Annotated in this window: 25 protein-coding genes and 1 riboswitch; of the genes, 18 read left to right on the forward strand and 7 right to left on the reverse strand. The window is 42.0% G+C overall.

All coding sequences use genetic code 11. The annotated features are described in order from the left end of the window. Positions 1 to 82 precede the first annotated feature (82 nt). The gene (locus ERJ70_RS07250) at positions 83 to 3,256 is read left to right on the forward strand and encodes a DEAD/DEAH box helicase (protein ID WP_209368251.1); all 3,174 of its coding nucleotides are present in this window, start codon (positions 83 to 85) and stop codon (positions 3,254 to 3,256) included. 36 nt (positions 3,257 to 3,292) lie between these two features. Next, positions 3,293 to 3,445, forward strand: a complete 153-nt coding sequence (locus ERJ70_RS07255; protein WP_209368253.1) for a hypothetical protein — start codon at positions 3,293 to 3,295, stop codon at positions 3,443 to 3,445. A 300-nt stretch (positions 3,446 to 3,745) separates the two neighbouring features. Here ERJ70_RS07255 and ERJ70_RS07260 read toward each other — a convergent pair whose 3' ends face one another. Further along, a complete protein-coding gene (locus ERJ70_RS07260; protein WP_209368255.1) occupies positions 3,746 to 3,928 on the reverse strand; it encodes a hypothetical protein in 183 nt (60 codons plus the stop codon). A gap of 370 nt (positions 3,929 to 4,298) precedes the next feature. Between ERJ70_RS07260 and ERJ70_RS07265 the strand changes: the two genes are divergently transcribed. Together ERJ70_RS07265 and ERJ70_RS07270 are read left to right on the forward strand one after the other, a co-directional pair. Continuing rightward, positions 4,299 to 4,496, forward strand: a complete 198-nt coding sequence (locus ERJ70_RS07265; RefSeq protein WP_209368257.1) for a hypothetical protein — start codon at positions 4,299 to 4,301, stop codon at positions 4,494 to 4,496. A 32-nt stretch (positions 4,497 to 4,528) separates the two neighbouring features. Further along, positions 4,529 to 5,044 (forward strand): GrpB family protein, encoded by a 516-nt coding sequence (locus ERJ70_RS07270; RefSeq protein WP_209368258.1) that lies wholly within the window; start codon positions 4,529 to 4,531, stop codon positions 5,042 to 5,044. Between the two features lie 18 nt (positions 5,045 to 5,062). Here ERJ70_RS07270 and ERJ70_RS07275 read toward each other — a convergent pair whose 3' ends face one another. Then, complete coding sequence (locus ERJ70_RS07275) at positions 5,063 to 5,446, reverse strand: SET domain-containing protein (protein ID WP_074597675.1); 384 nt, start codon at positions 5,444 to 5,446, stop codon at positions 5,063 to 5,065. A gap of 147 nt (positions 5,447 to 5,593) precedes the next feature. Here ERJ70_RS07275 and ERJ70_RS07280 point away from each other — a divergent pair, with 147 nt between their 5' ends. After that, positions 5,594 to 6,094 carry a GyrI-like domain-containing protein gene (locus tag ERJ70_RS07280; protein ID WP_245208144.1) on the forward strand — a complete coding sequence of 167 codons (501 nt, stop codon included), beginning with the start codon at positions 5,594 to 5,596 and terminating at the stop codon, positions 6,092 to 6,094. A 60-nt stretch (positions 6,095 to 6,154) separates the two neighbouring features. Continuing rightward, entirely contained in the window at positions 6,155 to 6,922 is a 768-nt protein-coding gene (locus ERJ70_RS07285) for a VOC family protein (protein WP_209368260.1), read from the forward strand. 136 nt (positions 6,923 to 7,058) lie between these two features. Here ERJ70_RS07285 and ERJ70_RS07290 read toward each other — a convergent pair whose 3' ends face one another. Continuing rightward, positions 7,059 to 8,474 carry a Na+/H+ antiporter NhaC family protein gene (locus tag ERJ70_RS07290; protein WP_209368261.1) on the reverse strand — a complete coding sequence of 472 codons (1,416 nt, stop codon included), beginning with the start codon at positions 8,472 to 8,474 and terminating at the stop codon, positions 7,059 to 7,061. Positions 8,475 to 8,643: 169 nt separating this feature from the next. Next, positions 8,644 to 8,740, forward strand: a riboswitch (SAM riboswitch). Positions 8,741 to 8,824: 84 nt separating this feature from the next. On the opposite strand from ERJ70_RS07290, the gene ERJ70_RS07295 reads away from it, so the two are divergent. The 5 genes from ERJ70_RS07295 to ERJ70_RS07315 all read left to right on the forward strand — a co-directional run bounded on the left by ERJ70_RS07295 (position 8,825) and on the right by ERJ70_RS07315 (position 13,679). After that, positions 8,825 to 9,577 carry an SDR family NAD(P)-dependent oxidoreductase gene (locus ERJ70_RS07295; RefSeq protein WP_209368262.1) on the forward strand — a complete coding sequence of 251 codons (753 nt, stop codon included), beginning with the start codon at positions 8,825 to 8,827 and terminating at the stop codon, positions 9,575 to 9,577. Between the two features lie 586 nt (positions 9,578 to 10,163). Beyond that, a complete protein-coding gene (locus tag ERJ70_RS07300; protein WP_209368263.1) occupies positions 10,164 to 11,489 on the forward strand; it encodes a Na+/H+ antiporter NhaC family protein in 1,326 nt (441 codons plus the stop codon). 183 nt (positions 11,490 to 11,672) lie between these two features. Next, positions 11,673 to 13,046 (forward strand): beta-N-acetylhexosaminidase, encoded by a 1,374-nt coding sequence (gene nagZ, locus ERJ70_RS07305; RefSeq protein WP_245208145.1) that lies wholly within the window; start codon positions 11,673 to 11,675, stop codon positions 13,044 to 13,046. A 163-nt stretch (positions 13,047 to 13,209) separates the two neighbouring features. Further along, complete coding sequence (locus ERJ70_RS07310) at positions 13,210 to 13,299, forward strand: putative holin-like toxin (RefSeq protein ID WP_234400749.1); 90 nt, start codon at positions 13,210 to 13,212, stop codon at positions 13,297 to 13,299. A gap of 290 nt (positions 13,300 to 13,589) precedes the next feature. Continuing rightward, positions 13,590 to 13,679 carry a putative holin-like toxin gene (locus ERJ70_RS07315; RefSeq protein ID WP_162832890.1) on the forward strand — a complete coding sequence of 30 codons (90 nt, stop codon included), beginning with the start codon at positions 13,590 to 13,592 and terminating at the stop codon, positions 13,677 to 13,679. Between the two features lie 169 nt (positions 13,680 to 13,848). Here ERJ70_RS07315 and ERJ70_RS07320 read toward each other — a convergent pair whose 3' ends face one another. After that, positions 13,849 to 14,700 (reverse strand): NAD(P)-dependent oxidoreductase, encoded by an 852-nt coding sequence (locus ERJ70_RS07320; protein WP_209368264.1) that lies wholly within the window; start codon positions 14,698 to 14,700, stop codon positions 13,849 to 13,851. Positions 14,701 to 14,795: 95 nt separating this feature from the next. Then, positions 14,796 to 15,758 (reverse strand): LacI family DNA-binding transcriptional regulator, encoded by a 963-nt coding sequence (locus ERJ70_RS07325; protein WP_209368266.1) that lies wholly within the window; start codon positions 15,756 to 15,758, stop codon positions 14,796 to 14,798. A 424-nt stretch (positions 15,759 to 16,182) separates the two neighbouring features. Here ERJ70_RS07325 and ERJ70_RS07330 point away from each other — a divergent pair, with 424 nt between their 5' ends. The 5 genes from ERJ70_RS07330 to ERJ70_RS07350 all read left to right on the forward strand — a co-directional run bounded on the left by ERJ70_RS07330 (position 16,183) and on the right by ERJ70_RS07350 (position 21,072). Next, positions 16,183 to 16,959, forward strand: a complete 777-nt coding sequence (locus ERJ70_RS07330) for a MurR/RpiR family transcriptional regulator (RefSeq protein WP_209368268.1) — start codon at positions 16,183 to 16,185, stop codon at positions 16,957 to 16,959. Between the two features lie 368 nt (positions 16,960 to 17,327). After that, positions 17,328 to 18,266 carry a 1-phosphofructokinase gene (gene pfkB / locus ERJ70_RS07335; RefSeq protein WP_209368270.1) on the forward strand — a complete coding sequence of 313 codons (939 nt, stop codon included), beginning with the start codon at positions 17,328 to 17,330 and terminating at the stop codon, positions 18,264 to 18,266. Beyond that, complete coding sequence (locus ERJ70_RS07340; RefSeq protein ID WP_209368271.1) at positions 18,259 to 19,707, forward strand: PTS fructose transporter subunit IIC; 1,449 nt, start codon at positions 18,259 to 18,261, stop codon at positions 19,705 to 19,707. The genes pfkB and ERJ70_RS07340 overlap by 8 nt, the downstream gene beginning before the upstream one ends. Next, positions 19,682 to 20,146 (forward strand): PTS sugar transporter subunit IIA, encoded by a 465-nt coding sequence (locus ERJ70_RS07345; protein ID WP_209368273.1) that lies wholly within the window; start codon positions 19,682 to 19,684, stop codon positions 20,144 to 20,146. Before ERJ70_RS07340 ends, ERJ70_RS07345 begins: the two co-directional genes overlap by 26 nt. Before the next feature lie 17 nt (positions 20,147 to 20,163). Beyond that, a complete protein-coding gene (locus ERJ70_RS07350; RefSeq protein WP_209368275.1) occupies positions 20,164 to 21,072 on the forward strand; it encodes a class II fructose-bisphosphate aldolase in 909 nt (302 codons plus the stop codon). 44 nt (positions 21,073 to 21,116) lie between these two features. Here ERJ70_RS07350 and ERJ70_RS07355 read toward each other — a convergent pair whose 3' ends face one another. After that, the gene (locus ERJ70_RS07355; protein WP_209368276.1) at positions 21,117 to 23,321 is read right to left on the reverse strand and encodes an alpha-galactosidase; all 2,205 of its coding nucleotides are present in this window, start codon (positions 23,319 to 23,321) and stop codon (positions 21,117 to 21,119) included. Positions 23,322 to 23,579: 258 nt separating this feature from the next. Continuing rightward, positions 23,580 to 24,932 (reverse strand): glucoamylase family protein, encoded by a 1,353-nt coding sequence (locus ERJ70_RS07360; protein ID WP_209368278.1) that lies wholly within the window; start codon positions 24,930 to 24,932, stop codon positions 23,580 to 23,582. Positions 24,933 to 25,209: 277 nt separating this feature from the next. Here ERJ70_RS07360 and ERJ70_RS07365 point away from each other — a divergent pair, with 277 nt between their 5' ends. Continuing rightward, a complete protein-coding gene (locus ERJ70_RS07365; RefSeq protein ID WP_209368280.1) occupies positions 25,210 to 26,142 on the forward strand; it encodes an aldo/keto reductase in 933 nt (310 codons plus the stop codon). Between the two features lie 225 nt (positions 26,143 to 26,367). Beyond that, positions 26,368 to 26,895: an HD domain-containing protein gene (locus ERJ70_RS07370; protein WP_209368282.1), complete on the forward strand. Its 528-nt coding sequence runs from the start codon at positions 26,368 to 26,370 to the stop codon at positions 26,893 to 26,895. The last annotated feature ends 104 nt before the right edge of the window (positions 26,896 to 26,999 follow it).

The raw sequence follows: 26,999 nt of genomic DNA on the forward strand, positions 1-26,999 counted from the left end.
GTGCCAGTGAGATAGAGGGTCGTGATATAATGAGAAACAGCACTTTTTGCTTATACCCTTGTAAATGATGGAGGGGCACTCAATGAAGCTAAACCTTACCAAAAAAAAGATTAAAGATAGATGCGGCACAGTCTCCTATAAAAGTGGTGAAGCCTTCTTTCGCAGTAAGAAAGTAAAACTGACTACTCCCATGCCAGGGAGATGGGAAGCAATCGTCATCGGCAAGGAAGACTTCCATGTTTTGATTAAAACGGATAAAAATGGATATATCTGTACTTCCTGCAGTTGTCCTTCTTTAGCGGGTTTTCCAAAAGATTGTCAGCATATTGCTGCTGCCTTGCTCGCAATCGAACAGAACGAATCAGCTTCTCAAGCATCAACACAGGAAGGAAGTGGACTAGCTGATAACTTGGTTTCCCTGTTCAAACAGCCGGAGGTACGTCCAGCCAGACAACAACCCCATTTTGAAAACCGTCAACTGCTGGATATCCAATTCACTTGTAAGCTTGTTACTTCTCCTGGCACCGACAGTTATTTTGCCATAGGCCTTGCTGTATCTACTCATAAAGTAAAAGATATCCCAAGCTTTCTGCGCCGATTACAGGAAGGGCAACCGGTATTGCTGTCCCCCGCTTTGACGATCGATATGCAAGTGCATTGTTTGCCGCAGGAAGAAGATGCCGTGCTCAAGCATTTGACTGGTATCATGCAGGATCAGTGGGAGGGCATGGATAATGCAGAAACAGAATTCTTACCGATTCCGCCATCAGCCTGGGAAAAGCTCCGTTACCTTTTACAGACAGTCAAATATGTTCAACTTGAATACCGAAGGCAACAATACCCACGTTTTGAAGTATCTGAGGAAAAATTGCCCCTGCGCTTTGAATTGGTTGAATCGGGCGTGAGAGGTTTTTTACATGTCGAGGGTTTGGAGAAAATCGTTCTGGTGGAACCTTATCAAACCGTACTGGCAGGAGGAACATTGATAAAGATAGAACGACATGACTGCAAACGTCTCGCAGAATTGATGCGGATGCTGGGAAGATCCGGAACAAAAAGGATTCCGATCGAACCTGGACAATTCTCTTTTTTTATCGAAAAGGTTGTGCCTGGACTGAAAAATATCGGCATGGTGACCATTTCGGGAGGAGAGCATTTCAGTCTGGCGAATAAGCCTCTTGTCGCAAAATTGTACTTGGATAGAGTGAACAGCCGTCTGCTTGCTGGCCTGGAATTCCATTATGACCAAATTGTGATTAATCCGATGGAAGAACGGGAGCTTGCTTTGCATTCTTTAATTGTCCGGGATAGCGAAAAAGAGGAGAAGATTCTTCAGTTAATGGAGGACAGTCTGTTCACCAAAACAGACAGTGGTTATTATCTGCATAACGAAGAGTTGGAATACGACTTTCTTACTTATACCTTGCCTAAACTCCAGAAATTGGCCCGAGTCTATACGACAACGGCTGTCAGGGTCCGGGTTGTAAAGGAAAATATTTTTCCGAGAATCAGGGTCAAGGTGCATAAAGACCGTATGAATTGGTTGGAATACAAATTTGAAATGGATGGGATCGCCGACGACCAGGTTAGAGAGCTGTTGCATGATTTAGAAGAGAAAAGAAAATATCACCGATTAAGAAATGGTTCACTGCTTTCTTTGGAAACGAAGGAATTTCAAGAAATCAGGCGATTTTTAAATGAGATTCCGGAAGGAGAAGGAGACATGGAAAACGGGTTGAAGATCCCATTTGAACAAAGCCTTCAGCTGCTTGACCAAGTAGACAGTAATCCGGTCCTGTTAGTGGAAGATTCTTTCCGGGCATTTTTGAGAAGTATCAGCCAGCCAAATGAACAAGCATTCGATTTGCCTACCGGTTCGGAAAAAGTACTTCGGGAATATCAGATTCGGGGTTTTCAATGGTTGAAAACATTGGCTTTCTACGGATTCGGTGGTATTCTTGCCGATGATATGGGCCTTGGGAAAACGGTGCAGGCTATCACGTTCTTATTGTCTGAACAAGAACAGATGAGGAAGAATCAGCAGCCGGCATTGATTGTTTGTCCTTCTTCGGTTACTTACAACTGGCTCCATGAATTGAGAAAGTTCGCTCCCGGGATGAAGGCCATGGTTCTCGAAGGGGAAAAACACTTGCGGAAGAAAATGATGGAGCATGTAAGTGATCAGGATATCTTGATTGTCTCCTATCCTATATTGAGAAGAGACATCACTGAAGTGGAAAAGACTGTTTTCCATACCGTCTTCTATGATGAAGCGCAGGCGTTCAAAAATCCTGTCACCCAAACCGCGCGGGCAGCAAAAAGGGTTCAGGCAATCCATCGATTCGCGCTGACAGGCACTCCTATGGAGAATGCCTATGAAGAACTATGGTCCATTTTCCATGTTGTTTTTCCTGCTCTATTTCAAGGTCTTCGGGCGTATAGTTTCTTGTCTAAGGATGCAATCGCCAAACGGGCCAGACCATTTATTTTACGCAGGATGAAGACGGACGTACTTTCTGAACTTCCACAAAAACGGCAAAGTATCGAAACGCTAGAACTGCTTCCCGAACAGAAGAAACTTTATGCAGCTTATTTAGCTAAGCTTAGGCATGACACCTTGAAACATTTGGATAAGGAAACGTTTCATAAAAATAAAATAAGGATTCTGGCCGGATTGACGCGGTTAAGGCAGATTTGCTGTCACCCTGGTTTGTTCGTCGATAAATATCAAGGAAGTTCGGCAAAATTCCGTCAGTTGTTTGAATTGATAAGAGAGGCAAAACTCGCCGGAAGAAGATTATTGGTGTTTTCCCAGTTCACCAAAATGCTCGATTTAATCGGAAGAGAGCTGACTGCCAGAGGATGGACATTTTTTTATTTGGACGGGCAGACCCCGGGAAACGAAAGAGTTGAGACGTGTGAAAGATTCAACGAGGGGGAGCGTGATCTGTTTCTGATATCGATGAAAGCGGGCGGGACCGGACTTAATTTGACAGGTGCCGATACCGTTATCTTCTATGACAGCTGGTGGAATCCAGCCGTCGAGGAACAGGCCGCAGATCGTGCTTACCGAATCGGCCAGCAGCGGGATGTGGAAGTGATTAAACTTGTCGCTAGAGGTACGATTGAAGAGAAAATGAATGATTTGCAACAGAAAAAGCGAAAAATGATTGGCGAGATACTCGATTCGGATGCAAAGGAAGCGGCATTGCTTACAGAAACAGATATCAAAGAATTATTGACGTTCAACGAATAATAATCATGACAGCCTATTTTAGAAGATGTTTTCCGCATGGATTTACTAGCAGCGGTTGGCAATTGCCAGCCGCTTTATTACGTTCTATTTTTTCTTGCTGTCTATCCTTCCTATGAAAATGATAGAGCAATTTGTGGTGCCAATAATCGTTGCCCGGAAGGCCTTTACTATGTTGAAAGGGAAGAATAGTAACGAAACCATAGCTTAAATCTATCTAACTTAGCAGTATAAATGTTAAGTAAAAGAGCATAGAATTCAATCTGTGCTTTTTATGCTAATAGTTGTTATATATGGTGGTAATTATTGGTAATTTATTGAAATATGACAGTATGCTCATGTTATACACTTTGGGTTGTTGCTTGACTGTGGAGGAACGGAGAGAAACTTAATTTGAACGATAAGGTTAAATAAAGGCTTTCTTAAGGTTCCTAAATAACAAAAAATCGTTCCGATAAAGTGAAAAACGAACCTGTTATTAAGGTCGAATATTTAATCTTCGTCTTTCTTTAAAACCTTCTTTATTCCTGCTGCGATAAGCACTCCTATAAGACCTGCTACACTAATCGTAACAATTTGTCCCCAATCAACTTCTCCGTTTTGCAATAGACTCATGATGAACCCGGCTACTATAACACCAAGAACCCAAGCAAGCCAAAATTTTAGTGAGTACATAATATCCCCCCCCTAAAGTCTCTAACGTGTTTGATAGACATAAGTACAAGTTATTTGAAAAACATATATCCCTATATTAACAAAAAAACAGAATCTACTATCTGTTGAAATTTTAGAAATCCTCAAAAACCTATTTTCATCGGCAATACCAACAATATTACCAGCAAAACTTTATTCAATCTTGTTAACCAAAAAATTGTCGCTTTCAAAATTCAGCGATGAACCTACACGAATATTATTCTCTTCCTAGTAAGTCCTGAGCTCTCGACAATAAAAACTTTTGCAGGCTTACTACTGGTCCTTTCCTTTAATCTTTTACAGGAAAAATCAAAGAAATGACGAAATAGATATAAAACAGGAGAGGGGAGATTTGGTGGAAACAACATGCTTTTTCTGTAAAAAGGAATTCACCATTGACTATTCGGATGACCAGTACTTAAAAATCAAAAAGAATCCGCAAGCCCGGTACGTATGTAAAAGCTGTAACCGGTCGATGCAGCAGGAAGCTCAGCAATCAACCGGATTACATCCAGACACAATAGATAAATATGACAAATTTTTTCGTTAACTGAAAATGAAACGAATAAGAACGAGGAAAGTATGCGAAACGTTGAAGTAGTATCTTACAAGGATCAATGGCCGAATTTGTTCTTGAAAGAGGCAAAGGAGATCAAAGAAGTTTTTGGAGACGAACTAATCGATGTTCATCATATCGGGAGTACGTCTGTTCCTGGATTAGCGGCTAAACCGATTATCGATATCATGCCGGTAGTCCGGGATATCGAGAAGGTAGACAGATACAATCGACAGATGGCTGCAATCGGCTATGAAGGAAAAGGAGAGTTTGGCATCCCGGGACGCAGATATTTTCGAAAAGGCGGCGAAAATCGCAGCCACCATGTTCATATCTTCCAACAAGGAGATAAAGGGGTAACCCGGCATTTGGCATTTCGTGATTTTTTACGGACGCATCCACATGTAGCCCGGAAATATGGGGCCAAAAAACAGGAATTAGCCGGGCAATTCCCATGCAACATAGAGTCGTATATGGATGGAAAAAATCAGCTTGCCCAGGAAATTGAGCAAAAGGCGCTGGCATGGTATCAGAACAATTAAAGACAATCCAAAATGGGTTTATTCGTTTTCCATGTTAAACCAAAGCGGATCATCGTTATCTACATCACCATTATAATTGATCAAAATTTCTTCTCCGGCTTTAATATCTTTATGGGCGAAGTAGTCAAAGGTATGTTTGGAGAAATTGATATCATAGTCCGCATTAGGCTGATAGGAATGGTTGAACAGCATGCCATAACCGAGAACAACCGCCGTGTGATTTTTTCCATATTCAAAAACATAATCATCCAGAACGGTTTGCTCAATGTATTGATGTTGATCATTCGGATAAGGAATGACAGGTGCCTCATGGATGATTTCCCCTTTGGAAATATCACGTGTAGCAAAGACACCGCGGTTAAATTCCCCGTCACTGATCTTAGATGTTCTTATTTCAATCATGCATTTACCTCCAGAAAAAATATTTATCTATACACAATGACACCAATCATCAAGTAATGCAACCATTTTCGGTTATTCTTTTGAAGGGTTAGTTTTTTATGTGGAAAAGAAAGAGAGAAGAGGATTAAAAGAAAGGGTGAAATGGTTTTGAAAGAGAGCTATAAACTTTTGGAAGTGCCGGGTTATCGAGCAGTAGGTTTAAAGTGGGAAGGGGCTTACAAGGATATTGACCAATTAAAACAAACGATTCGACGTATGAATGAAAGAGTGGGAGAACTGGATAAAGCAGTTGAACCTGATGTTCAGCTGGGATTGTCTTATCATCTGCGTCCGGATGGTTTTGTTCATTATTCTGCATACAAGGTAAGTGAGGAACAGCAGGTTCCAAAGGGAATGGTGGAAATCAGAATACCAGCAATGACTTGTTTATATACGGAGCACCAGAAAGGACAGAGTATTGGAGAGACATATTGGAAATTGAACCATTGGCTAGAGTCTAGTTCCTACCGTCCTTTTAAGGAAAAGGGTGTCGATTATTACGACGACTTGCCAATAAAGCATGAAAGATATCCGGCAGACCGGGATGAGGAGAATCCGCATTTTGCTATTTTGATTCCGGTAATCAATCGAGATGAGAAAAAGGCATGACGTTTCTTATATAGTATTGATAGGAGTTACTTACGTATTGAAAAGGAAGGAAGTATCAAAGTGAACGGAAGAACAATCAATCAACCGATTATCAGCAGGGTGGGTGGTGCATTGCTTCACGTGGACAACTTAAAGAAAATGGTCGCCTGGTATGGGGCGTTGTTGAATATGGATGTCACAATTGATAAAGACATCCCGTTCTATGTATTCGATCTGGATAATAACATCAATCTTACGCTTGATGACCATCGCAACATACCTAGCGTTAATAAAAGGTATCCAATCTGTCAGCTGAAGACAAAGGATATCGAAACAACTTACAAAGTGGTACGGGAAGCAAGAATACCAATCACACTTGATTTAAAGCGTCCACATCCCGGCTTGGCTTACTTTAACATACAGGATTCGGAAGGCAATAGCTTGATGATCCTTGAATCGGAATGGATTAATCCAGCTCCAATTAAGCAGAACGATACTTCCCATCCGATCACAAACCATTTAAGTAATATAATCATTCCGGTTCATGATTTGGAAAGGGCGACAGAATGGTATAGCAAGTTGCTCGGTTTTCCGATAAGAAAAGATCGGCAGGATGGCGGCCCCGTTTACTCATTCGACTATGATGGAGGAACTGGAATACTGCTCGATGACAACCGCAACAATCAGGACTTAACTTCCTTTCCTGGTTTTATGTTAAAGGCGAAGGATATTAAAGAGGCTTTTTCCTATGTTCGGAAAAGCGACGTGGAGGTTGTAAGAAATGTTCAACATGATCACTACTTTATCATCAAAGACGCCGAGGAAAATTCGGTCATGATTTGTACTTGAGAATGGTGGGGAAGATGTCAGTGAGAAGAAGTTTTCGTTTTCCATCTTCCCTTTCCTTCCTTTTGAAGATATTCAAGGCAAATTCAGAATCGAAGGTTTCTTGCCTTCATCTACAGGGTTTTTATTTATTTTCCTATCAGGCATAGAAAAAACCTGCTGCAAGATAGCACAGTGTAGCAACTCCGGCACCGGCAGCGCAAAATTTCAGCTTATAGTAAGCATATTCAACCAGTGGCAGCTCCATAATGGAGGCTGTAGTAATCGTTGTATCTCCAAGCGGGGAAGTCATGGCTCCAAATGAACCGCTGGCGAACACTGCACCTACTGTCATTATGATCGGTGCATCGGTGGCAGCAGCCAGGGAGAATCCTAAGGGCATAAACAACCCCCACGTCCCCCAGGAAGAACCAATAAAGTAACCTACAGTCGATCCCAGAACAAATAAAATAGCCGGAATCGTAAATGCAGGAAGAAAACTACCCAGCGTTGAACTGACGAACTGTGAAAAACCTAAATCTTCCGCATTCAGTGATAATGCCCAAACAAGGATCAGCAGAATAATTGCCTGCATCATTTGGTTTCCGCCATCCACGAAATGATACAGCAATTCATTTAACGGCAATTTGCGAATCGCATAGAAAAGGAACGTAACCGTCAAGGTTAAGAATACGGCCAGCAGCATGACGAACGTAGCATCGGCTTGCGTAAACGCATCGAATACCGTTATCGCCCCTTTTGCGCGGCCATCTTGCCAAAGCAAATACAATGACAAACCCAAAAGCAGAAATAATGGGACGATGAGATTCCAAGGCTGGGCTTTCACCAATGATAATTCTTTATCAATGCTGGAACGGTGAAAAGGATGATCTTCGTCACCTTCATCTTTGTGTGGTTCTTTTTCAATGGCTTTAGATGTCCAAAACGTACGAGCAAGACCGAACAGAAGCATGATGATGGCAAAAAAATTAAATGGGATACTCATCAAAAATACGCTATAAGCACTCATTTCCAAACCATTTTTATGAATCCCGTTCTCAACAAGTGAGACCATAAAACCGACAAAAGCGGTTGCGACAGGCAAAAGGACAATGACGGATGAAGTAGAAACATCCATCGTAAATCCGACCTTTTGTCTGGAAATGCTCCATTTGCCCAACAATGATTTAACAACAGGACCAATCATCATAATCCGGAACATCGGCATCATAAAAGTAAAAGGCAGGGTCAACCAGATAAGACCTAAAAGACTCCGCTGAGAATGGATTTTCCCCCCTATCCATTCTGAGAATCCTTTGATTCCGCCAGATATCGTCATCATTCCGACCAGTCCACCGAACAAATATAAGAATCCGATAATTTTAATGTTGGTTTCGTCTGACAACGTTTCGACCATATAAGTGACAGCTTGATCGGACGCACTTAACCATCCTGCTTTTAAAAGGATAGAACCTGCCAGGACACCAAGAACAAGACCAGGTAAAATTCTTTTCAACCAAATGGACAGGGCGATAACGATAGAAAACGGTACGATGGAAAGCCACTCGACTGACAATTGGATCCCTCCTTACGTGATCCTTAGGATTCCCATATAAAGACGTACAATACCTGTCCATCTGTATCTCCAAGCCAAGGTTTAGGCGGTGTAAAAAAAAGGAGGGGATAATTATTCTTACTTGACAACTAGGAATAGTTGCAATTAAGATGTTTTATACAATTGTATATTCTTATCAAGAGAAGTTTAGGGAACTGGCCCGATGATACTTCAGCAACCTCTGTACACAGAAAGGTGCTACATCCAGCATGCTTGAGAGATAAGAGTTAGCAGAACCTTCCATCTTTCTCGGAAGGTTTTTTTGTGTGATATGAATGCCGTCTTGGCCAACAAGGAAAGGGGGAAGTTGAGTGAGAACATTGAATGGAAAAATAGCCGTAGTGACCGGCGGTGCCAGAGGAATCGGCAAAGAGATTGTCAAAAAGCTGGAAGAGGCTGGGTCCACGGTGATTGTTGCCGATAAAGGAATACACGCTGACAAGCTTCAAACTCTTCAATTTGCTGTTGATGTGACGGACAGGAGAGCTGTGGAGCAGTTTTTCCAATCCGTCACCAATAGGTTCGGTACAATCGACATTTTGGTGAATAATGCCGGAATATCCACGATGGCAGAAGTAGTGGAAATGGAGGAAGAAGATTGGGATTCGGTCATGGATGTGAATGCGAAAGGGGTTTTCCTTGCCAGTAAATATGCTGCGAAACAGATGAAAACAGCGGGGAATGGCGGCAAAATCATCAACATATCCTCTCAAGCAGGGAAAAACGGTTATCGGTACATGGGAAGTTATGTTGCTTCTAAGCATGCTGTCCTTGGATTGACAAAAGTTATGGCTTTAGAACTGGCAGCCGACAATATCCTGGTGAATGCCGTGTGTCCAGGCATTATTGAAACCGAAATGAAACGTACAGAACGGGTCTGGGGAGGCGAACTACGCGGTGTGGAAGCAGCTGCGATCGAGGCAGAAGACCATTCCCAAGTCCCTTTGGGAAGAACCGGGTCTCCAGAGGATGTAGCAGACACCGTATTATTCCTGGCATCAAATGCAGCGGACTATATTACCGGTGAAAGTATCAATGTTACAGGCGGAATGACCATGAATTAAGAATGCTTTTTGTCTGAGAAAAAGGTATAAACTGCGCAGTAACTTCCTTTGTAGTCCTTGGGCCTTTTTATAGTAGTGACGTAGTCCAGCGCTACGGAAATACCTTACGCTTTCCGCGGGCAGCTGGTGAGCTTCCTCAAGCTAACGCTCTGCGGGATCTCACCGAGGCCTTTGCTCCCGCAGGAGTCTACAGGTATTTCCTCCGCTGGTAGGGGATTTCTGAATTTTGGTTAGGGGGATACCACATGTTAGCTCTATTTTAGTGCTTTTTCACCTATAATTCAGAAATCTATCTTAAGCGGCGGAAAATGCGACACTCCTGGGGGAAGAGCAGCTTCCGAAGACCCCGACGGCTGGGTCTGCGTCTTCCGGTTAAGCTCTGTGGCGGGTTTCCTCGACCCAAGGGGCAAAGTGGCATATTCAAGTAGAATCCTAGCTGAGGTGCTGCCCCCGGAAAGGAGGGTTGTCCGCAGCACTGGACTTTCACTCAACTTCATTAATGCGCAGTTTTTATCCACCGCTCACCTATTGGGTAAGGTGCAGCAGTCTAAAAAAATAGTTATTTCGAACGGGAGGAGACGAGAAAATGAAAAAGGGAAAAATAGAGGGGAATCCTTATGCATTGCTGCCGTTTCTTGTGTTTGTATTGTTATTCCTCGGCACAGCATTAATTACAAAGGATTTCAGCAGTATGCCAGTAGTGGTGGCGATTTTGATTGCCGGCTTGTTTTCGCTGACTATGAACCGTAAAGAAAGCTTTGCCAAGAAAGTCGAAGTGTTTTGCAGGGGTGGAGGCGACCATAATATTATTCTGATGGCACTTATTTTTATATTGGCCGGTGCCTTTGCTTCCGTGGCAGAAGCTACAGGTGGAGTTGACTCTATTGTCAGTTTGGGCACCTCGATATTACCGGCGAATTTGCTGATGGTCGGTTTGTTTGTAGTCAGTTGTTTTATCTCTATATCAATGGGAACATCCACTGGGACAACTGTCGCGATCGTACCTATAGCTGTGGGTGTCGCGCAACAGACTGGCATCGATACTGCAATGGCCGTCGGTGCAGTCATCGGTGGTGCCATGTTTGGTGATAACTTATCGATGATTTCAGACACAACCATTGCAGCAGTTAGAACGCAGGAGACCAACATGAAGGACAAATTCAAATCAAATTTCTTTATCGTTCTGCCGGCGGCTATAGTAACTGCCTTGATATTGGCGTTTATCCCGGTCGGGGAAGCTGCTGTGAGTCCAGAGCAAAGCTATCAGCTAATCACGGTCCTTCCATACCTGGCTGTTCTTGTCATCGCCCTGCTGGGTGTGAATGTACTGCTGGTCCTTGTCGGTGGAATCGTCTTTTCCGGAATAGTCGGCCTGGCAAATGGCTCCTTTGATTTCTATGGCTTGCTAGGTGTCATTGGAGATGGGATAGTCGGAATGGAAAACTTAGCAATCATCGCCATCTTGATCAGTGGCATGGTGGAAATTATCAAACATAATGGCGGAATCACATTCCTGCTAAATTACATTGTCAGCAAAATTAAAACCAGGAGGGGAGCGGCATTCGGAATTGCCGGTTTGGTTAGTACGGTCGACGTTTCGACTGGTAACAATACCGTTTCCATTTTGATGTCGGGTCCGTTGGCAAAAGATATTTCGACGAAATATGGAATAGAGCCTAAGCGATCTGCAAGTATTCTCGACTTGTTCTCTTGTTGTTTCCAAGGTCTAATTCCATATGGTGGACAAATGCTTGCAGCAGCGGGATTGGCTTCGATTTCGCCTGTGTCCATCGTTCCTTTTGCCTTTTATCCGATGTTAATTGGAATTAGCGGGATTATTGCCATCTTTGTTTTGTATCGCAAGCGTACTGATTCAGCTAGTGATGATGCTGTAACGGAACATCAGGTTTAATCTAATCGTTTTCTACCTACCAAAGCATTATAAGCCGTTTACCGTAAAGCCCAGAGCAACCTCTGGGCTTTATTGATAGTCGTTTCAGAATAAAGATAGATAGTTGGAATACAATGTACAGTGAATACTTGAAGCGGTCGAAACTATTATGCAGCCTTATGTGGATAGGGAGGACAAAAAGTCGTGAACAAAAGTATATACTTCATTGTTTTCCTGTTCGCTCTGGGAATTTATGTTCTAGTTTATTCTAATCAACATACTGTGGTCGACTCTGCTGGAGATCTGTATTCTTTCTTGCCTCCAACTTCATTAGATAAAGTGGTTTCGGCTGACAAATCTATTCCACATGATGGTTCAAAATTAAGTTGGATACTACCTCAACCGAAGGAGTCGACGCAAAATCAACAAGTGAAAGATATATCGCTATATATGGAATCTGACAACTGTCAGTTTGATGAGCAATCTGCATCGGCTTTTATAGAAAGAATGAGTCTATCGGAGAAAATTGGCCAAATGGTGATTGCCGGCATTTCAGGTACAGCTATGGGAGAGCAAGAAAACAGCCTGGTTGATGACTATCATATTGGAGGCTTTATATTTTATGCCAAAAATTTGGAGTCACCTGAACAAACCTCTATCTTTTTGAACCAATTGAAGGCGGAAAACAAGAAGAACAAGTTACCGCTTTTACTGAGTGTCGACCAGGAAGGAGGCAGGATTTCCCGGCTTCCGGGAGATATTGTGAAGCTCCCCTCTAACAAATGGATTGGCCAACTGGATAAATCGGATTTTTCCCATCGGGTAGGAGAAATACTGGGAAAGGAACTCAATGAGTTTGGTTTTAATATGAATTTTGCTCCCGTTCTTGATGTAAACAGTAATCCGGATAATCCGGTGATTGGCGACCGGTCCTATAGTGACGATCCGAAAATTGTCAGTAAACTTGGAATTCAGACGATGAAAGGAATCCAGTCAAAGCAAGTTATTCCGGTCATCAAGCACTTTCCTGGGCACGGTGACACTTCTGTCGACTCTCATTATCAGCTTCCCAAAGTCAATAAAACGTTACAACAGTTGGAAAAACTGGAGCTGATTCCATTCCGTCGGGCAATCGATCAAGGGGCAGAAGTAGTCATGATCGCTCACATTTTACTTCCCCACCTGGATGAGACCTATCCAGCCTCCATATCAAAAAAGGTTATCACAGATTTGCTTAGGAATCGGTTGGACTATGATGGTTTGGTGATGACCGACGATATGACAATGGAAGCGATAATCGACAACTTTGAAATAGGTCAGGCATCCGTTGATTCCGTGCTAGCCGGGAGTGACGTCATTCTGGTGGCACACGATTATCAGAAAGCGGTCCGTGTGATCGATGCGCTGCGCACGGCAGTGGAGAATGGCGAAATATCGGAGAAGCGGATTAACGAGAGTGTGAAAAGAATTATCCGGCTCAAGCAACAGTATGGATTGAAAGACGACCCAGTGAACAAAGTAGATATTACGTCGTTGAATCAGTCAATTAATACGTTGTTAAACAAATATGATCAATAAATTCTTGTATTTTCTTGTATCTATTCTATCTTGGGCATAGAAAGGACAAGAAATAATCCGAATGTCCGTTCGTTGAAACTATATGACATGATATAATAAATATAGATAAAGTTCTTTTTAGGGTGGGTCGGCTAGCCCCGTGAAAGGGGGTGATGCCGTGAGCATGTATCAAGTATTAATGGTCCTGATTGGCTTTGGTTCTTTTTTGATTGCATTGCTCGCTTTGATCATTACCATGATCAATAAAAAATAGACCTCCCTATTTGCCCTTCAAGTGACTAGGAGAGGTCTATCTCTTGATGATAGCCGATCCCTCTGGGGGAACCGCTTATCTATCCAGACCACGGCATGCGCTGTGGTCTGTTTTCTATCTATATTATACCCCAATGATCTGGTTAAGAAAAGGAAGCGAAACTGCCTGTATCAAAAATGGGTCCTTGCGTTTATTCGGCTTCCAGTCTGTCTATGCTATAATAAATACAAGATAATGTTCTTTTAGGGTGGGTCGGCTAGCCCCGCGAAAGGGGGTGATGCCTGTTGAGCATGTATGAAAGTTTTATGGTGCTGATTGGTTTTGGTACCTTCTTGATTGCTTTGCTCGGCTTGATCGTTTCGATGATCAATAAAAAATAGACCTCCCTATTTGCCCGTTAAGTAACTAGGAGAGGTCTATCACCACTATGATAGCCGATCCCTCTGGGGGAACCGCTTATCTGCAGACCACAGTGCCCGCTGTGGTCTGTTTAGTTTTATTCCATTTCCACTTTTATTATACCCGATTTTCGTACGATTGAAAAGCTGTTCATTGTCTGGAACCCCCGTCGGATAATAACTGATAAACAGCAGCGAAATCTTTTTTACTCAATCCCTTATGTTTGGCAAACGCATAAACCTCTTTAGCACCATGTGTTACTGGTAACGGAGCACCGGTTAAATAGGCTGACTCGGAAATCTGTTGTAAATCCTTATGGGCATGCTCCAGGGGAAACTGTGCTTCAAAGTTCTCATGCAACATCATATCCCGTTTCCCTTTTAAGATAGGAGCGGTGACAGGGAGCTCGAATAGCACATCCATCAACTGCTCGCGCTCCAAACCTAGAGAAGTTCCGAAGTTTACCGCTTCTGCAAATGTGGCCATCGAAGTGACTAATGATAAATTAACAGCCAGTTTTGTTGAAATGCCGTTTCCGTGTTTTCCCATGTGTTGGATCGATTTCCCCATTGCCTTTAAGTATGGTTTTACTTCCTCTACATCCTCGTCGTTTCCGCCAACCAGAAAATTTAGCTGTCCCTGTTCAGCAGGTCCTTTTGAACCAGCAACAGGTGCATCGATAAACCTGCAGCCAGCCGCTTCTGTCTTTTTTGCCATTGCTTTACTAAACGCTGGGTTGACCGTACTGCAATCCACCCATAGTTTATTTCTTGTCAGTCCATTTAATAGCCCATCTTCCCCTAATGCTACGGATTCCACAGCTTCGGGGTTGGTCAGCATGGTAAAGACGATATCTGCTTTATGAGCAACAATGCTGGGTGAATCTGCCCATTCGGCCCCTTTTTCTTTTGTCCTATTGTAAACGACAAGTGCTTCTCCATTAGCAAGCAAATTTGCTGCCATATTGCCGCCCATTATACCTAACCCGATAAAACCTATCATGATTTTCATCCTTTCCATTCAAAGTCTGTAACAAGAAATATTCCCTGAAAGGCGGAAAGAAAAACCGGGCGGAATATTGCACAGAAATAATGTTTTTAAACAGTTGCACGCTCGATTAATTGAAAGGGCAGGGAAACTTTGCTCTTTTTCTCTGTTTTTTGGATAAACTGGACTGCTTTTTTTCCCATTTGTTTGATCGGTATGTCGATCGTTGAAATATGCATCGCTTTGGCAATCTGTTGATTGTCAAAGCTCAGGATGGCAAGATCTTCGGGAATTAATATTCCCTTTTCTTTGGCCGTAAGGACCATTCCGGCAGCCACCTGATCATTGGTTACGAGAAAGGCCGTTGGTCTCTCTGGCATCCGGCACCAACTTTCCATTACATGGATACCATCCTCGATGGTCAAACATTTATCGAATACCCATTTTTCCCTTACTGGTTGATTAATCTTATCCATCACCGTTTGATAGGCTTTCGTACGTTTATGACTATTTGTACCTTGTTTTCTTCCCAAAGTGTAGGCTATTTTGGTATGCCCTTTTGTCAGCAAGTAATCCAAACCATCCATGAATGCCTTCTCATGAGGAATACTGACCGATGGCAGATCCGTTTGATCGGAATCTTCACAAAGAATGATGGGGCCATGCGGTATGTAATCTTTTATAATTTTCAGAGACGCGGCTCGTGAAGTGAAAATCAACCCGTCGATTAAATTTCCTCGAAGCAGCTCTAAAGCTTCCAGTTCTTTTTTGACATGATAGTTTGTTTGAATCAGGACAAGCTGTAAATCATGTTTTAAACCTTCCTCCGCTATACCTTCTACAATATTACTGAAATAGGGAGTCTCAATGGAGGGGAGGACGACACCCAGCAAGTTTGTTGATCCTTTCGATAGATGAATAGCAGTAAGATTCCGATGATAATCGAGTCTTTCCATTGCCTGATACACGGCTTGCCTTTTTTCATCCCGAACATAGGGATGGTTGTTCAATACGCGTGAGACGGTCGAGACCGAAACACCGGCAAGACCGGCAATTTCCCGAATGTTGGCCATGTTTGGCGACTTCCTTTCCTTAAAAAATTTCGTCTTGACCTGAAACGCGTTTCATACATTACCTTTTGTTTAAACTTAAGAAAGGGTGAAGGCAGGATGATAAGCGGGTTATTGGTTTTGGTTTGTTTATGTTTGTGTGAGATTATCATAGCAAAACTGGTGGTCAAAGACAAAACGGCTTTTCTCATGGATTTTCAAGCGTTTTTTGACTGGCCGGATACTTATGGGGAGAGAGTCAATAAATCAAAGAACAAAGAATAATAGGGAAGAGCGAAACCATTTTGCTTAACTTTAGCAAAATGGTTTCTTTAGGCTCTAGATAAAGAAAGTTTATACTTATGATAATACTAGTGCAAAAGTAATAAAAAAAGTGAGATAATGAGAAAAATTTAGAGGAAATTTACTAAGAAAGGATGACGAACAAATGAACAATATTTTATTTGATATACCTGCCGATGTATATAAAACGTTAAGTGAATCGGAAAGATATTTGCTTGAATACATAAATAATCATCTAGAAGAGATATCTACAATGTCGATTGTGAAATTGAGTGAAAATGCGAGCGTTTCTACTGCAACAATCGTCAGACTAATGAAAAAGATAGGTTATGACGGCTATACCTCTTTTAAATACAGCTTAAAAGAAAAGGTTCAAATAACAGATGAAAACGATGAAATGGAAAACATAGATATGAAAATAAAACACGCTATTAAAAAAAATGAATTAGAAGTGGTAAAAACGATACAGTTACAGAGTATTGGTCAAATTGAGGATGCAGTACAAAAAATTCATGATGCAGAGAAAATTTACATATTTGCGCGCGGTTTTTCAGAGATGATTGCTCATGAAATGACGATCAAGCTACAACTCATGGGAAAAAACTGTGAAGTACATGACGATCCAAATATTATTCGTATTAAGTCACGAGAGATAAGAGAGCGTGAACTGGCGATTTTTGTTTCGTTAAACGGTGAAACAAGTGAATTGGTAGAGGCTTGTAAGAACTTGAACATCCGCCAAATCACGACTATTACATTGACAACAAGGATGGAATCAAGCTTGGGAATGATGTCAGAGATGGCCTTCATTGGATATAAAGGAAGTCAGTCTTACTTTCCAGATTATGAAGTTCGTTCCAGACTTCCACTCAGTGTGTTATCCAGAATATTACTCGACGCTTATGCGATAAGAATGCTCTGATATTACAGGGCATTTTTTTGTAGGCAAATCTCGAGATTCTTGGATGAGCGCATCATGGGTGAGTAGGGAACTCTCTAACCTGCTAGTCGTCAACCGCTTCTATTGGGCTTCCCGATCGTTTTTTTCATAAGGTCACATAATCGACTTCGAATTCTTACTCATTTGCAGGAAATAACTACCCGTTCCATATTTAGGGGTTATTGTTTTTAAACACATGTGAATTTTTATATAAAAACGTTTCTAAGGATATGTGAAGTATCCGCAACCGCACTTTTCATTTCGAGAAAACGTTTACAAAAACTGAAAACATTTACATGGAGTTCTATGTAACAATGAAATTAAGGAATTTGAAGAAGGAAGGTGTCTCCATGATTTACACCCTGACTCCGAATCCGGCCATAGATCTATATGTCGGATTGGAGGCATTAAGACCCAATCACGTTAATCGTACTTATGAGGAGGATTATCAGCCAAACGGTAAAGCAATAAACATATCAATCATGTTGAAAAAGTTGGGAATCAACAGTACTGCACTTGGTTTTATTGCTGGTTTTTCAGGCTGTTTTATAAAGGAGGAGCTGAATAAGTTACAGATCGCCACTGATTTCGTAGAGGTAAAAGGCATTACAAGAATCAATATTTTTGCCAATGCTGAACAGGAATACAAGATTGTCAATAAAGGTCCCGCAATACCGGAAGAGCGCAAGGAAGAAATGTTAGAAAAAGTTGCGATGATTCCCGAACATAGTATGCTTTTTGTTTCGGGAAGCTTGCCAGGAGGAGTGGATGACACGTTTTATACTGAGATTGCAAGTATTTGCTGGCAAAACAATATAAGACTGGTTTTGGATATAAGTTCTAAAGAAATACTGGAGTGTTTGCCTTTTCGGCCCTATTTAATTAAACCGAATGATGAAGAGCTTGCCAGCTTCTTTGGGATAAGCAAAGAAAATATGGATGTGTCTACTATTGTTAACTGTTCCAGAAAATTGTTAGAGAATGGTGCAAACCAAGTGCTCGTATCTCGAGGAGAAGCTGGAGCAATCTATATTTCTCCAAGTCAAATTTTAAAAGTTACAGCGCCGAAAGGAAAAGTTATCAATACCGCTTGTTCTGGAGATGCACTACTTGCTCTGTTTATCGGTAAGCTTGAACAAGGCTCCTCTCTGGAAGAAGCTTTGCAATATGCTTCTGCTGGAGGATCTGCGACTGCATTCAGTAAAGGGCTGTGCAGCCTTTCTGATATAGATGCACTTATACAAGAAGTGAAAATTACCCAAATAAAGGAGGAGTTCATCAATGGCTGATATTAAAATCGTAGCGGCAACCGGATGTCCCACAGGAATAGCCCATACATTTATGGCAGAGGAGGCGTTAAAGCAGGCGGCCAAAAAACTTGGGATTGAGATTAAAATTGAGACACACGGACAGTCCGGTATAGAAAATGCTCTAACGAAACAGGAAATTACAGAAGCCGATGGAGTAATCATAGCTGCTGATAAGGATGTCAAAGCCAGTCGTTTTCATGGCAAGCCGGTTGTCGAGGTCCCTGTGGCGAAGGGGATTCATGAACCGGAAAAATTGATTCAAACAATTATTGATGGAAAAGCAACCGTATACAAAGCAAAAAAGGATGGCCCGCAGGAAGTGATTACGGATTCTGGAAGTCATCCAACTGGGAAAAAAGCAATTTTGCATTCCATTTACAAAGATTTGATGAATGGTGTTTCCTATATGCTGCCTTTTGTAGTCGGCGGCGGTGTATTGATTGCTTTGTCGTTTTTATTCGGAATACATTCAGCAGATCCAGACCACGAATCATATAATTCCGTTGCTGCCTTTCTAAATAGTACAGGTGGACTTGCTTTTCAATTAATGGTACCGATTCTAGCAGCGTTCATAGCTGAGTCAATTGCTAAACGTCCGGGATTGGTAGTCGGTTTTATCGGGGGATTAATTGCCAGTAATGGAGGAGCGGGATTTCTTGGAGGAATTGTTGCCGGTTTTGCTGGCGGATACATTGTCTTATTACTTGTAAAGCTGTTCAGCAGGATGCCGAAATCGCTCAATGGATTAAAGTCTATTTTTCTCTATCCCTTAATCGGAATCTTGTTGATTGGAATAGTCATGACGTTATTAGTTGAGCCAATGACAGCTATTAATGAAGGGATGAAAACATTCCTGTCTAATTTTCAGGATGCGAATCCGATTTTACTTGGCTTGATTGTCGGTGCTATGTCCGCCTTTGATATGGGTGGACCAGTAAACAAAGCAGCCTATGTAACAGGTACGGCACTATTGGCAGAAGGGAATTTTTATTTCATGGCGGGTGTATCGGCTGCTTGTATAACTCCGCCGCTAGTCATAGCATTTGCCACCCTTTTCTTTAAAAAGTACTTCAACCAGGCTGAACGGAATGCTGGGGGCGTTAACTTTATTCTGGGTGCAACCCATATAACAGAGGGAGCGATTCCTTTCGCAGCCAAGAACCCGATTGTTGTGATTCCGATTCTGATGGCAGGTTCCTCGGTATCTGCAATTTTGACTTACGTGATGGGAGTACAAGTACCTGCTCCACATGGTGGTTTTTTGGTACTTCCTGTAGTAACAGGAGCAGTGCAATGGGTGATTGCTATTCTTGCCGGTTCTTTGACAGGAGCATTTATTTACGGATTTTATAAAAAGCATAAACATGAAAAGGAAAAGCAGAAAGGGGAAGAGGATGAAAACAACGAACAAATTGCTTAGCTCTAATCAAATACGTTTGAATCAATCGGTTTCTTCTCAACAGGAGGTTTTCGATTTGATTGGGCGCATGGCAGTTGAAGCGAAGATCGCCTCGTCAGCTGCACTTGTGGCAGAAGGGTTGAAACAGCGGGAACTTGAAAGTACGACGGGGTTTCAAGATGGTTTTGCCATTCCTCATACACAGAATGAAGCGATAGAGTCACCTGGTATTATTATTTTAAAAAGCAATAAAGGAATTGAATGGAATTCTTTAGACGATAAACCTGCACAATTTTTTATCGCCTTACTTATCCCTAAGGAAGAAGCAGGTAATACACACATTCGGGCTTTGGCATCCTTATCACGAATGCTGATTCATGAGGAAAACAGGAGAGAACTCCTCCGTGCAGGAGATGAAACAGAAATTTTATCGAAAATCAGTGAAGCATTAGAACAATAAATCTCAGGAGGCGTATTATGGGACTGATATCATCTACACCTATGTTAGAAAAAGCTAGAAGTGAAGGATTCGGAATTGTCGCGTTTAATGTACATTCATTGGATATGATTTATGCAGTGGTGGAAGCAGCCGACGAGGTCAAAGCTCCAGTAATTCTGCAGACAACAGTAGGTTCCGTCAAGTCATTAGGAGCTGAAAATATTGTAGCAGCTGCCGAAAAAGCATCAAACCAATATAATGTGCCAGTAGCACTTCATCTAGATCACTGTACAGAGTATTCCGTAATAGTGCAATGTATCCGGGCTGGATACACTTCAGTGATGATCGATGCATCCATGCATCCATTTGAAGAAAATGTTAGAAAGACAAATCAAGTAATGGAAATAGCAAAGCATCTGGACATCAATGTGGAAGCAGAGTTGGGAAAAGTAGGTGGAGTTGAAGATGACATCGTTGTTTCTGATGAGGATGCACAAAAAGCAGTACCGGCCGAATGTGTAGAATTCATTAAACGGACAAAGGTTCCGACATTGGCCCCAGCAATTGGAACTGCGCATGGCATCTATAAAGGAGAGCCGGACATCGATTTCATTCGCATTCAGGAAATTGCCCACTTGGTGGAAGTTCCCTTGGTATTACATGGCGGGTCTGCAATCCCTGATGAAGATGTTAAACGGTGTGTCTCATTAGGAATGGCTAAGATGAATGTTTCGACTGAATTGAAAAATGCTTACTCTGCTGCAATCAGGAATCATTTTATAGAAACTCCAGAAGCTTTAGATCCGCGCCAGTATTTAAGCAAAGCTAAAAATGCTGCAAAAGACCTTGCCCAATCTAAAATAACGCTTGTCGGATGTGCGGGAAAAGCAACAGAGATACAAGAATATGAAAAAGAAAAGCACAGTAACCCTATAATGGCTAATTAAAGTTTGTGGGCTGCCGAGATGAACTCAGCAGCCCAACTCTTCACTTATACTTCCTTCAAAACAAACACTTCCGAATTGAAGTCTTGTGGGTATCCTGTTTCATTTCGTTTCAGCAATATACCGATATTCATCAGTTCGTCCCCGAAATGATCGACAGGATTGTTGTTGATCAAGTACCGTTTATCAGGATCAAGTCCTTGCAGTTTAATCCGATTGAACTTATCATTTGGTTTTGCTAACACTTTATAATAACCTACAATGGCCTCTGACTGATCATTCGAAACTACCATCCAGGCTGTTTCATTTCCGTCGAATGGACTAAGTAACCGGTAAAATCGGCCGGTTCGGATTAACGAGCGTTTCTCTTTAAAAAAGCGTACCTGTTCCTTTACTTCTTCTTTTTCGGCTGCAGTAAGGTTTGTGATATCCAGTTCATACCCAAATGTACCAAAGTATGCTGTATTTACACGAGTATGAAGCGGAGTCGTTCTGCCGACCTGATGGTTAGGAATGGCAGACACATGACTTCCCATCGCGCTTAAAGGATAAACGAGCGAGGCACCATATTGTATTTTTAATCGCTCCACCGCATCGGTGTTATCGCTGGTCCAAGCTTGGGGTGCATAGTACAACATACCAGGATCAAATCTTGCCCCGCCGCCCGCGCACGATTCAAAAAGAATATCCGGATATTTGTGGATCAACCTTTCATAAAGCTGATAAACACCGAGAATATAACGATGCATCACTTCACCCTGCCGGTCAGCTTCCAAATCAGAGGAATAAGCTTCTGTTATATATCGATTCATGTCCCATTTTATATAGGAAATCGTTGCCTTTTCTAGGACGCTATCCATTAATTTATAAATGTAATCGACAACTTCCGGACGTGAAAAATCCAACACATATTGATTACGACCATGAGAAGCCCGGCGACCAGGAGTCGAAAGTACCCATTCTGGGTGTTCTGAAAACAATTTAGTGCCTTTGCTTACCATTTCTGGTTCAAACCATAAACCAAATTTCACTCCCAATCGATCTATTTTCCTGGCTAGTCCATCAATACCATCAGGAAGCTTCTGCTTATTCTCAAACCAGTCACCTAGTGAAGAGGTATCATCATGCCGCTCACCGAACCATCCATCATCAAGAACACACAATTCCATGCCTAGTTCTTTAGCTGTGTTTGCAATTGCTAGCACTTTTTCTTCATCGAAGTCAAAGTAGGTTGCCTCCCAGTTGTTGATTAAGACTGGACGGTCTTTGTCCCGCCAACGGCCTCTGACAAGTCTCTCCCGATACAACGCATGATAGGTGTTGCTCATACCGTTCAACCCTTTATCTGAATAGACCATGACACATTCTGGTGTTTGAAAGCTTTCACCTGGTGCTAACTTCCATTTAAACTGGAATGGATTGATCCCCATCATCACTCTGGTCACCCCAAATGTGTCCACTTCAATCTGGCCAACGAAGTTCCCGCTATAAACAAGACTAAATCCAAATACTTCCCCACTAGATTCGGTCGTCTGCTTACGCTTTAAAGCAAGAAAGGGGTTGTGTATATGGCTGCTTGCACCCCGAGAGCTTGAAATAGACTGAACCCCTTTGAACAGGGATTGTGCCTGAAGGTGGGTTTCACGTGCCCAGGCACCATTTAAATGTACCATTTCAAATTGATCATCTGGCAAATCGATATTTGTGCTCATTGCACTGTCCAGAAAGCAAGTTTCATTTCCCAGGTTGACGAAACGGGCATTTCGCGTGATAACGCTGCGATTCGTGTAAATGCTATAGCTCAAAATCAATCTGCACTGTAGTATCTTATCGAAAAGGACAACTTCCAACGTTTCTGCTTCTTCTTCTTGCTCTGTATAGGTTGCTGGGAGGTTTTCGAGTGCCGGTTTCCCTTTGGTGATGTGATAGCTTTCATACTGGAAGTTGGTTACATGGCTGCCGTGCTGACCAATGATTTTATGAGCAGGATAGCGATAATCCGTCGTTCCATAGCTCGGATATTCCTGTTTGATATGCTCTAGGGAGGAGGTATAGTCGCCTTCTAACATATTTGTCGAAGCAGGCCTTGCTTCACGTTCAATCAAATGTTTAAAACTTTTTCGGTGGTTCACGCCTTTTCCATAGTACAAATGTTCCAGTTGACCGCTTTTCTCCATGACACGAAAAATGTAACTTATTTTTCCGTTGGTCAAGTGAAATTCCCGGGCCTCTTGGTTTATGTTTATCGCCATTCTAATAACCCCTCTCTAAAGGATTTAAAAAAACATTTCAAAGTAAGGTTGAAATCCCTTACAAGCATTTAATCATAAGTTGCTAAGTAGAGAAAGGTGTAATATCAAATTGAACTTATTTATTCCCGATCGTGATGCTGAAGGGATAGGGAGGGGGAATGCCTAGGGTGGCCATAACTTTGATGTAGTGGTATGTTCCATATAAAGTATGGAAAAAGTGCCAAGTATCCCGTAATAACGGGACTTGGCACTCCATAATCAATTGATGGAGAATTTTTCTTTTATTAGTAAATCCTCCGGGTTTTTTCCTATTTCATCCTGATGAAAATAATCTCTGAGTAGGCCGTCTTTCAAATAATTCGCTATGGCGGCCATAGTCATGCCTTGATCAAGAGCCAGGTAAGCTTTTGTAACTTCACCTGTTTCGACATTGACAGAATCAAGGAAGCCATACTTTCCATAAGCATCAAAACTTTTTAACGTTTGAATATTTTGGAATGCCTCCATCGGAGCATATTCTAACGCCAGGAAAGTTGCATGCGGAGTGATCGTTCCATCCGACTTGTAACCATCCATACCGAGAGGTGTTGCGGCAAACTCGGAATAACCTTCAGGAGTAGCAGCTGGTGACATTCCCCAGGCTGGATACCCTTGTTCTTCAGCATAGTTAATTTGAAGATCGACATGTCGTTGATTATTCAATCCCAAAGCTTGGGTTCCAAGTTCTTTTTCTTTGATCACAAGCGAAGGCATTAAGGCTTCAAACATACTTCCGCCCCAGCTAGGCACATATTTCTGATCATTGTAGCTATAGTGACCTTCGAATACTTCGACTCCATCATACGTTTCCACATGTCCTTGAGGTGTTTGGGCTTGCCAGTCCCAACTCTCAGGCATCGTCCGATTCATTTTCCACCAGTGTTCCTTCGGTACATCTCCTTTCCCAATAGAAATATAGCTTGCTACTCGTGGTTCCGTATAAAATGCTCCGTAATGGTGTGCGGTTAAACTTCCGGTTTCGACATCATAACCTCCTCTCATTTGTCCTACTTCAGGATCATAGAGAGTAGAATAATCCATGTTTTCTACAATGGTATTGGTTTTTTCATAAAGCTCTGGATATGCTTGTCCCGCCACGATTAATCCAGCTGAAAGCCAGCCGTTGTCCACGGTGGAAATGAATTGTCCCCAATCTGTCATAAGAGTGGCATCCGCTGTATAATACCAGTTATAGTAAAGACCGTTCCACGTGTCCATGTTTTCTAAAGTTTGGATGGTTTTTTGGAGATTTTTTAGAGCTTGTTGACGGTTGATGAGTCCAAGTTCTTCAGCAGATACGACACTCATCATATACATGCCTATGTTGGTTGGAGACGTGTGTGATTGAATGTTGATTTTTCCGTCATTCCAGCGTACAGCATCAGCGGTAAGACCTGTCTCGTTATCCGTGAATTCTTCAAAGTAACGGTATGTTTGTTTAGAAATAGCTTTTAATTGCTTCGATAAGGCAACTTCCTTTCCTTTTGGAGAAGTATCCGCAAAACCAGGCGTTGTAATGGCAGCATTGACTAGCAATAAAAATATTAATACCAACGCACACTTTTTCTTCATCCTAGCACCCTTTCTTATTAATAATTGAAACGTTTCAATTGGTATTATACTAAACAGGAATGTAAGCGCAATCATTTGAGTGCCGAAAAAGAAAAAACAGGAAGTTTGCCTCATCGTCAGTAATTTGAATGTTAGGACAATAGTACACCATGTAGCGAAATTAGGTACATTTACTCGAGAGATTGGTTCGGCTCATTAAAGAGTTGAAGCATTCTATTTCAATTTCCATCCAATATATGTAATGATATTATCTAAACAGTAAAGGAGCTGATGTCATATGACAGAACAAACCCAATTAGGAAAATCTGGTTTGAAGGTCAATCCGATTGGTCTGGGTACAAATGCAGTCGGTGGACATAATCTTTATCCAAATCTCGACGAAGAAGCAGGAAAAAGTTTAGTGCGTACAGCGATAACCAACGGAGTCAATTTGTTAGATACCGCGTTTATCTATGGCCCGGAACGCTCCGAAGAACTGATCGGTGAAGTGCTCCAGGAGACTGGCAGGCGGAATGAGGTCGTCCTTGCTACAAAAGGGGCACATAAGTTTGTCGGCGATGACACCGTCATGGATAACTCTCCGGCATTTTTGAAAAAATCGGTAGAAGACAGCTTGAAAAGGCTGCAAACAGACTATATTGATTTATTTTATATCCATTTTCCGGATGAATACACTCCAAAAGACGAGGCTGTTGGAGCACTGAAGGAACTAAAGGACCAAGGCAAGATCAAATCCATCGGTGTCTCGAACTTTTCAATCGACCAGTTGAAAGAAGCAAATAAAGATGGCTACGTCGATGTTTACCAAGGAGAATACAATCTGCTTCAGCGCGATGCAGAGAAAGAATTATTGCCTTATACGGCAGAAAACAATATTTCCTTTATACCATATTTTCCGCTTGCTTCCGGATTATTGGCGGGCAAGTACACGGAGCAAACAACATTCAATGATTTGCGTAAAGAAATGCCGCATTTCCAAGGGGACAATTTTAAGAAAAACCTTGTGAAGGTGGACAAGGTACGCAGCATTGCCGAAGCAAAAGGGGCAGAGGTTGCTCATGTAGTCCTAGCATGGTATTTGACCCGTCCATCCATTGATGCCATTATTCCTGGCGCTAAGCGGTCTGAGCAGGTACTGAATAACTTGAAGACATTGGATGTGAAATTGACTGAAGAAGAAATAAGTGAAATTGACCGTATTTTTAGTTGATAAATGAAACAAGAAAACGAGTACTGAACCTAAATCGGACAGTACTCGTTTTCTAATAGATTCAGAAACTGACGGATAGGGTATACGATAGGCAATTCCAATCTATAAGGAAGAACTTCTTACATTTTCCTGTTAGATCACATCACCAACAGATTGATTCGATACAGGATTAATGATACGATATTCGATAATTTAACCAAAATCAACAGCAGAGGAGGCATCATCATGAGACCTGTCACAATGAAAGATATTTACCAGCATTCGATAGCCCAAAAATATGTTAGGCGCTCTGGAATGGCGCATGCAATTTCTGTAGCATTCCACGCTTATAAGCTGGCTTTGTCCTACAATGTGAATCCGGATTGGGCAGCCAAAGCAGGCTTTCTCCATGATATCGGCCATTATCAATGGTATCGAAATGGAGAATGGGATTATCAGTTATACCGGGCGTATGACATTCATCCTATTAAAGGAGCGGAAAGGGCTCATAAATTACTGGTTCGTCTCGGGGAAGACAAGCAAGCAGCAAAAGAGATTGCCCATGCGATTCTGTTTCATACCGAATCTGCACTGCCGCAAGGGAATGTTCAATTAAATGATTTACAACAAGTAATTCATTTGGCTGATGAGAAAGATAAGCAGCCGGGGGATTCCCATCATTACCGTCACATGGATAAGCAAAAGGAATTACAGCTGATTGAATTGATCGATGAAAAAATAGATCATAGCTTGACTGCCGGGATGAATATTTAATCCCACAGTTTCGGAGACACCTTCCCCTCCAGCTTTCCCTTCCTTCTATTCCTCTTTGCAACGAACAAACACCATCAAGCATGGTGTTATTTTTATGCTCTCAG

The organism is Sediminibacillus dalangtanensis, assembly GCF_017792025.1.
Taxonomy (GTDB): Bacteria; Bacillota; Bacilli; order Bacillales; family Amphibacillaceae; genus Sediminibacillus; species Sediminibacillus dalangtanensis.

Coding starts and splice junctions, on each gene's coding strand:
- ERJ70_RS07250 (WP_209368251.1), top strand. CDS start 83: ATGAAGCTAAACCTTACCAAAAAAAAGATTAAAGATAGATGCGGCACA.
- ERJ70_RS07255 (WP_209368253.1), top strand. CDS start 3,293: ATGGATTTACTAGCAGCGGTTGGCAATTGCCAGCCGCTTTATTACGTT.
- ERJ70_RS07260 (WP_209368255.1), bottom strand. CDS start 3,928: ATGTACTCACTAAAATTTTGGCTTGCTTGGGTTCTTGGTGTTATAGTA.
- ERJ70_RS07270 (WP_209368258.1), top strand. CDS start 4,529: ATGCGAAACGTTGAAGTAGTATCTTACAAGGATCAATGGCCGAATTTG.
- ERJ70_RS07275 (WP_074597675.1), bottom strand. CDS start 5,446: ATGATTGAAATAAGAACATCTAAGATCAGTGACGGGGAATTTAACCGC.
- ERJ70_RS07300 (WP_209368263.1), top strand. CDS start 10,164: ATGAAAAAGGGAAAAATAGAGGGGAATCCTTATGCATTGCTGCCGTTT.
- ERJ70_RS07310 (WP_234400749.1), top strand. CDS start 13,210: ATGTATCAAGTATTAATGGTCCTGATTGGCTTTGGTTCTTTTTTGATT.
- ERJ70_RS07315 (WP_162832890.1), top strand. CDS start 13,590: ATGTATGAAAGTTTTATGGTGCTGATTGGTTTTGGTACCTTCTTGATT.
- ERJ70_RS07320 (WP_209368264.1), bottom strand. CDS start 14,700: ATGATAGGTTTTATCGGGTTAGGTATAATGGGCGGCAATATGGCAGCA.
- ERJ70_RS07325 (WP_209368266.1), bottom strand. CDS start 15,758: ATGGCCAACATTCGGGAAATTGCCGGTCTTGCCGGTGTTTCGGTCTCG.
- ERJ70_RS07330 (WP_209368268.1), top strand. CDS start 16,183: ATGAACAATATTTTATTTGATATACCTGCCGATGTATATAAAACGTTA.
- pfkB (WP_209368270.1), top strand. CDS start 17,328: ATGATTTACACCCTGACTCCGAATCCGGCCATAGATCTATATGTCGGA.
- ERJ70_RS07340 (WP_209368271.1), top strand. CDS start 18,259: ATGGCTGATATTAAAATCGTAGCGGCAACCGGATGTCCCACAGGAATA.
- ERJ70_RS07345 (WP_209368273.1), top strand. CDS start 19,682: ATGAAAACAACGAACAAATTGCTTAGCTCTAATCAAATACGTTTGAAT.
- ERJ70_RS07350 (WP_209368275.1), top strand. CDS start 20,164: ATGGGACTGATATCATCTACACCTATGTTAGAAAAAGCTAGAAGTGAA.
- ERJ70_RS07355 (WP_209368276.1), bottom strand. CDS start 23,321: ATGGCGATAAACATAAACCAAGAGGCCCGGGAATTTCACTTGACCAAC.
- ERJ70_RS07360 (WP_209368278.1), bottom strand. CDS start 24,932: ATGAAGAAAAAGTGTGCGTTGGTATTAATATTTTTATTGCTAGTCAAT.
- ERJ70_RS07365 (WP_209368280.1), top strand. CDS start 25,210: ATGACAGAACAAACCCAATTAGGAAAATCTGGTTTGAAGGTCAATCCG.
- ERJ70_RS07370 (WP_209368282.1), top strand. CDS start 26,368: ATGAGACCTGTCACAATGAAAGATATTTACCAGCATTCGATAGCCCAA.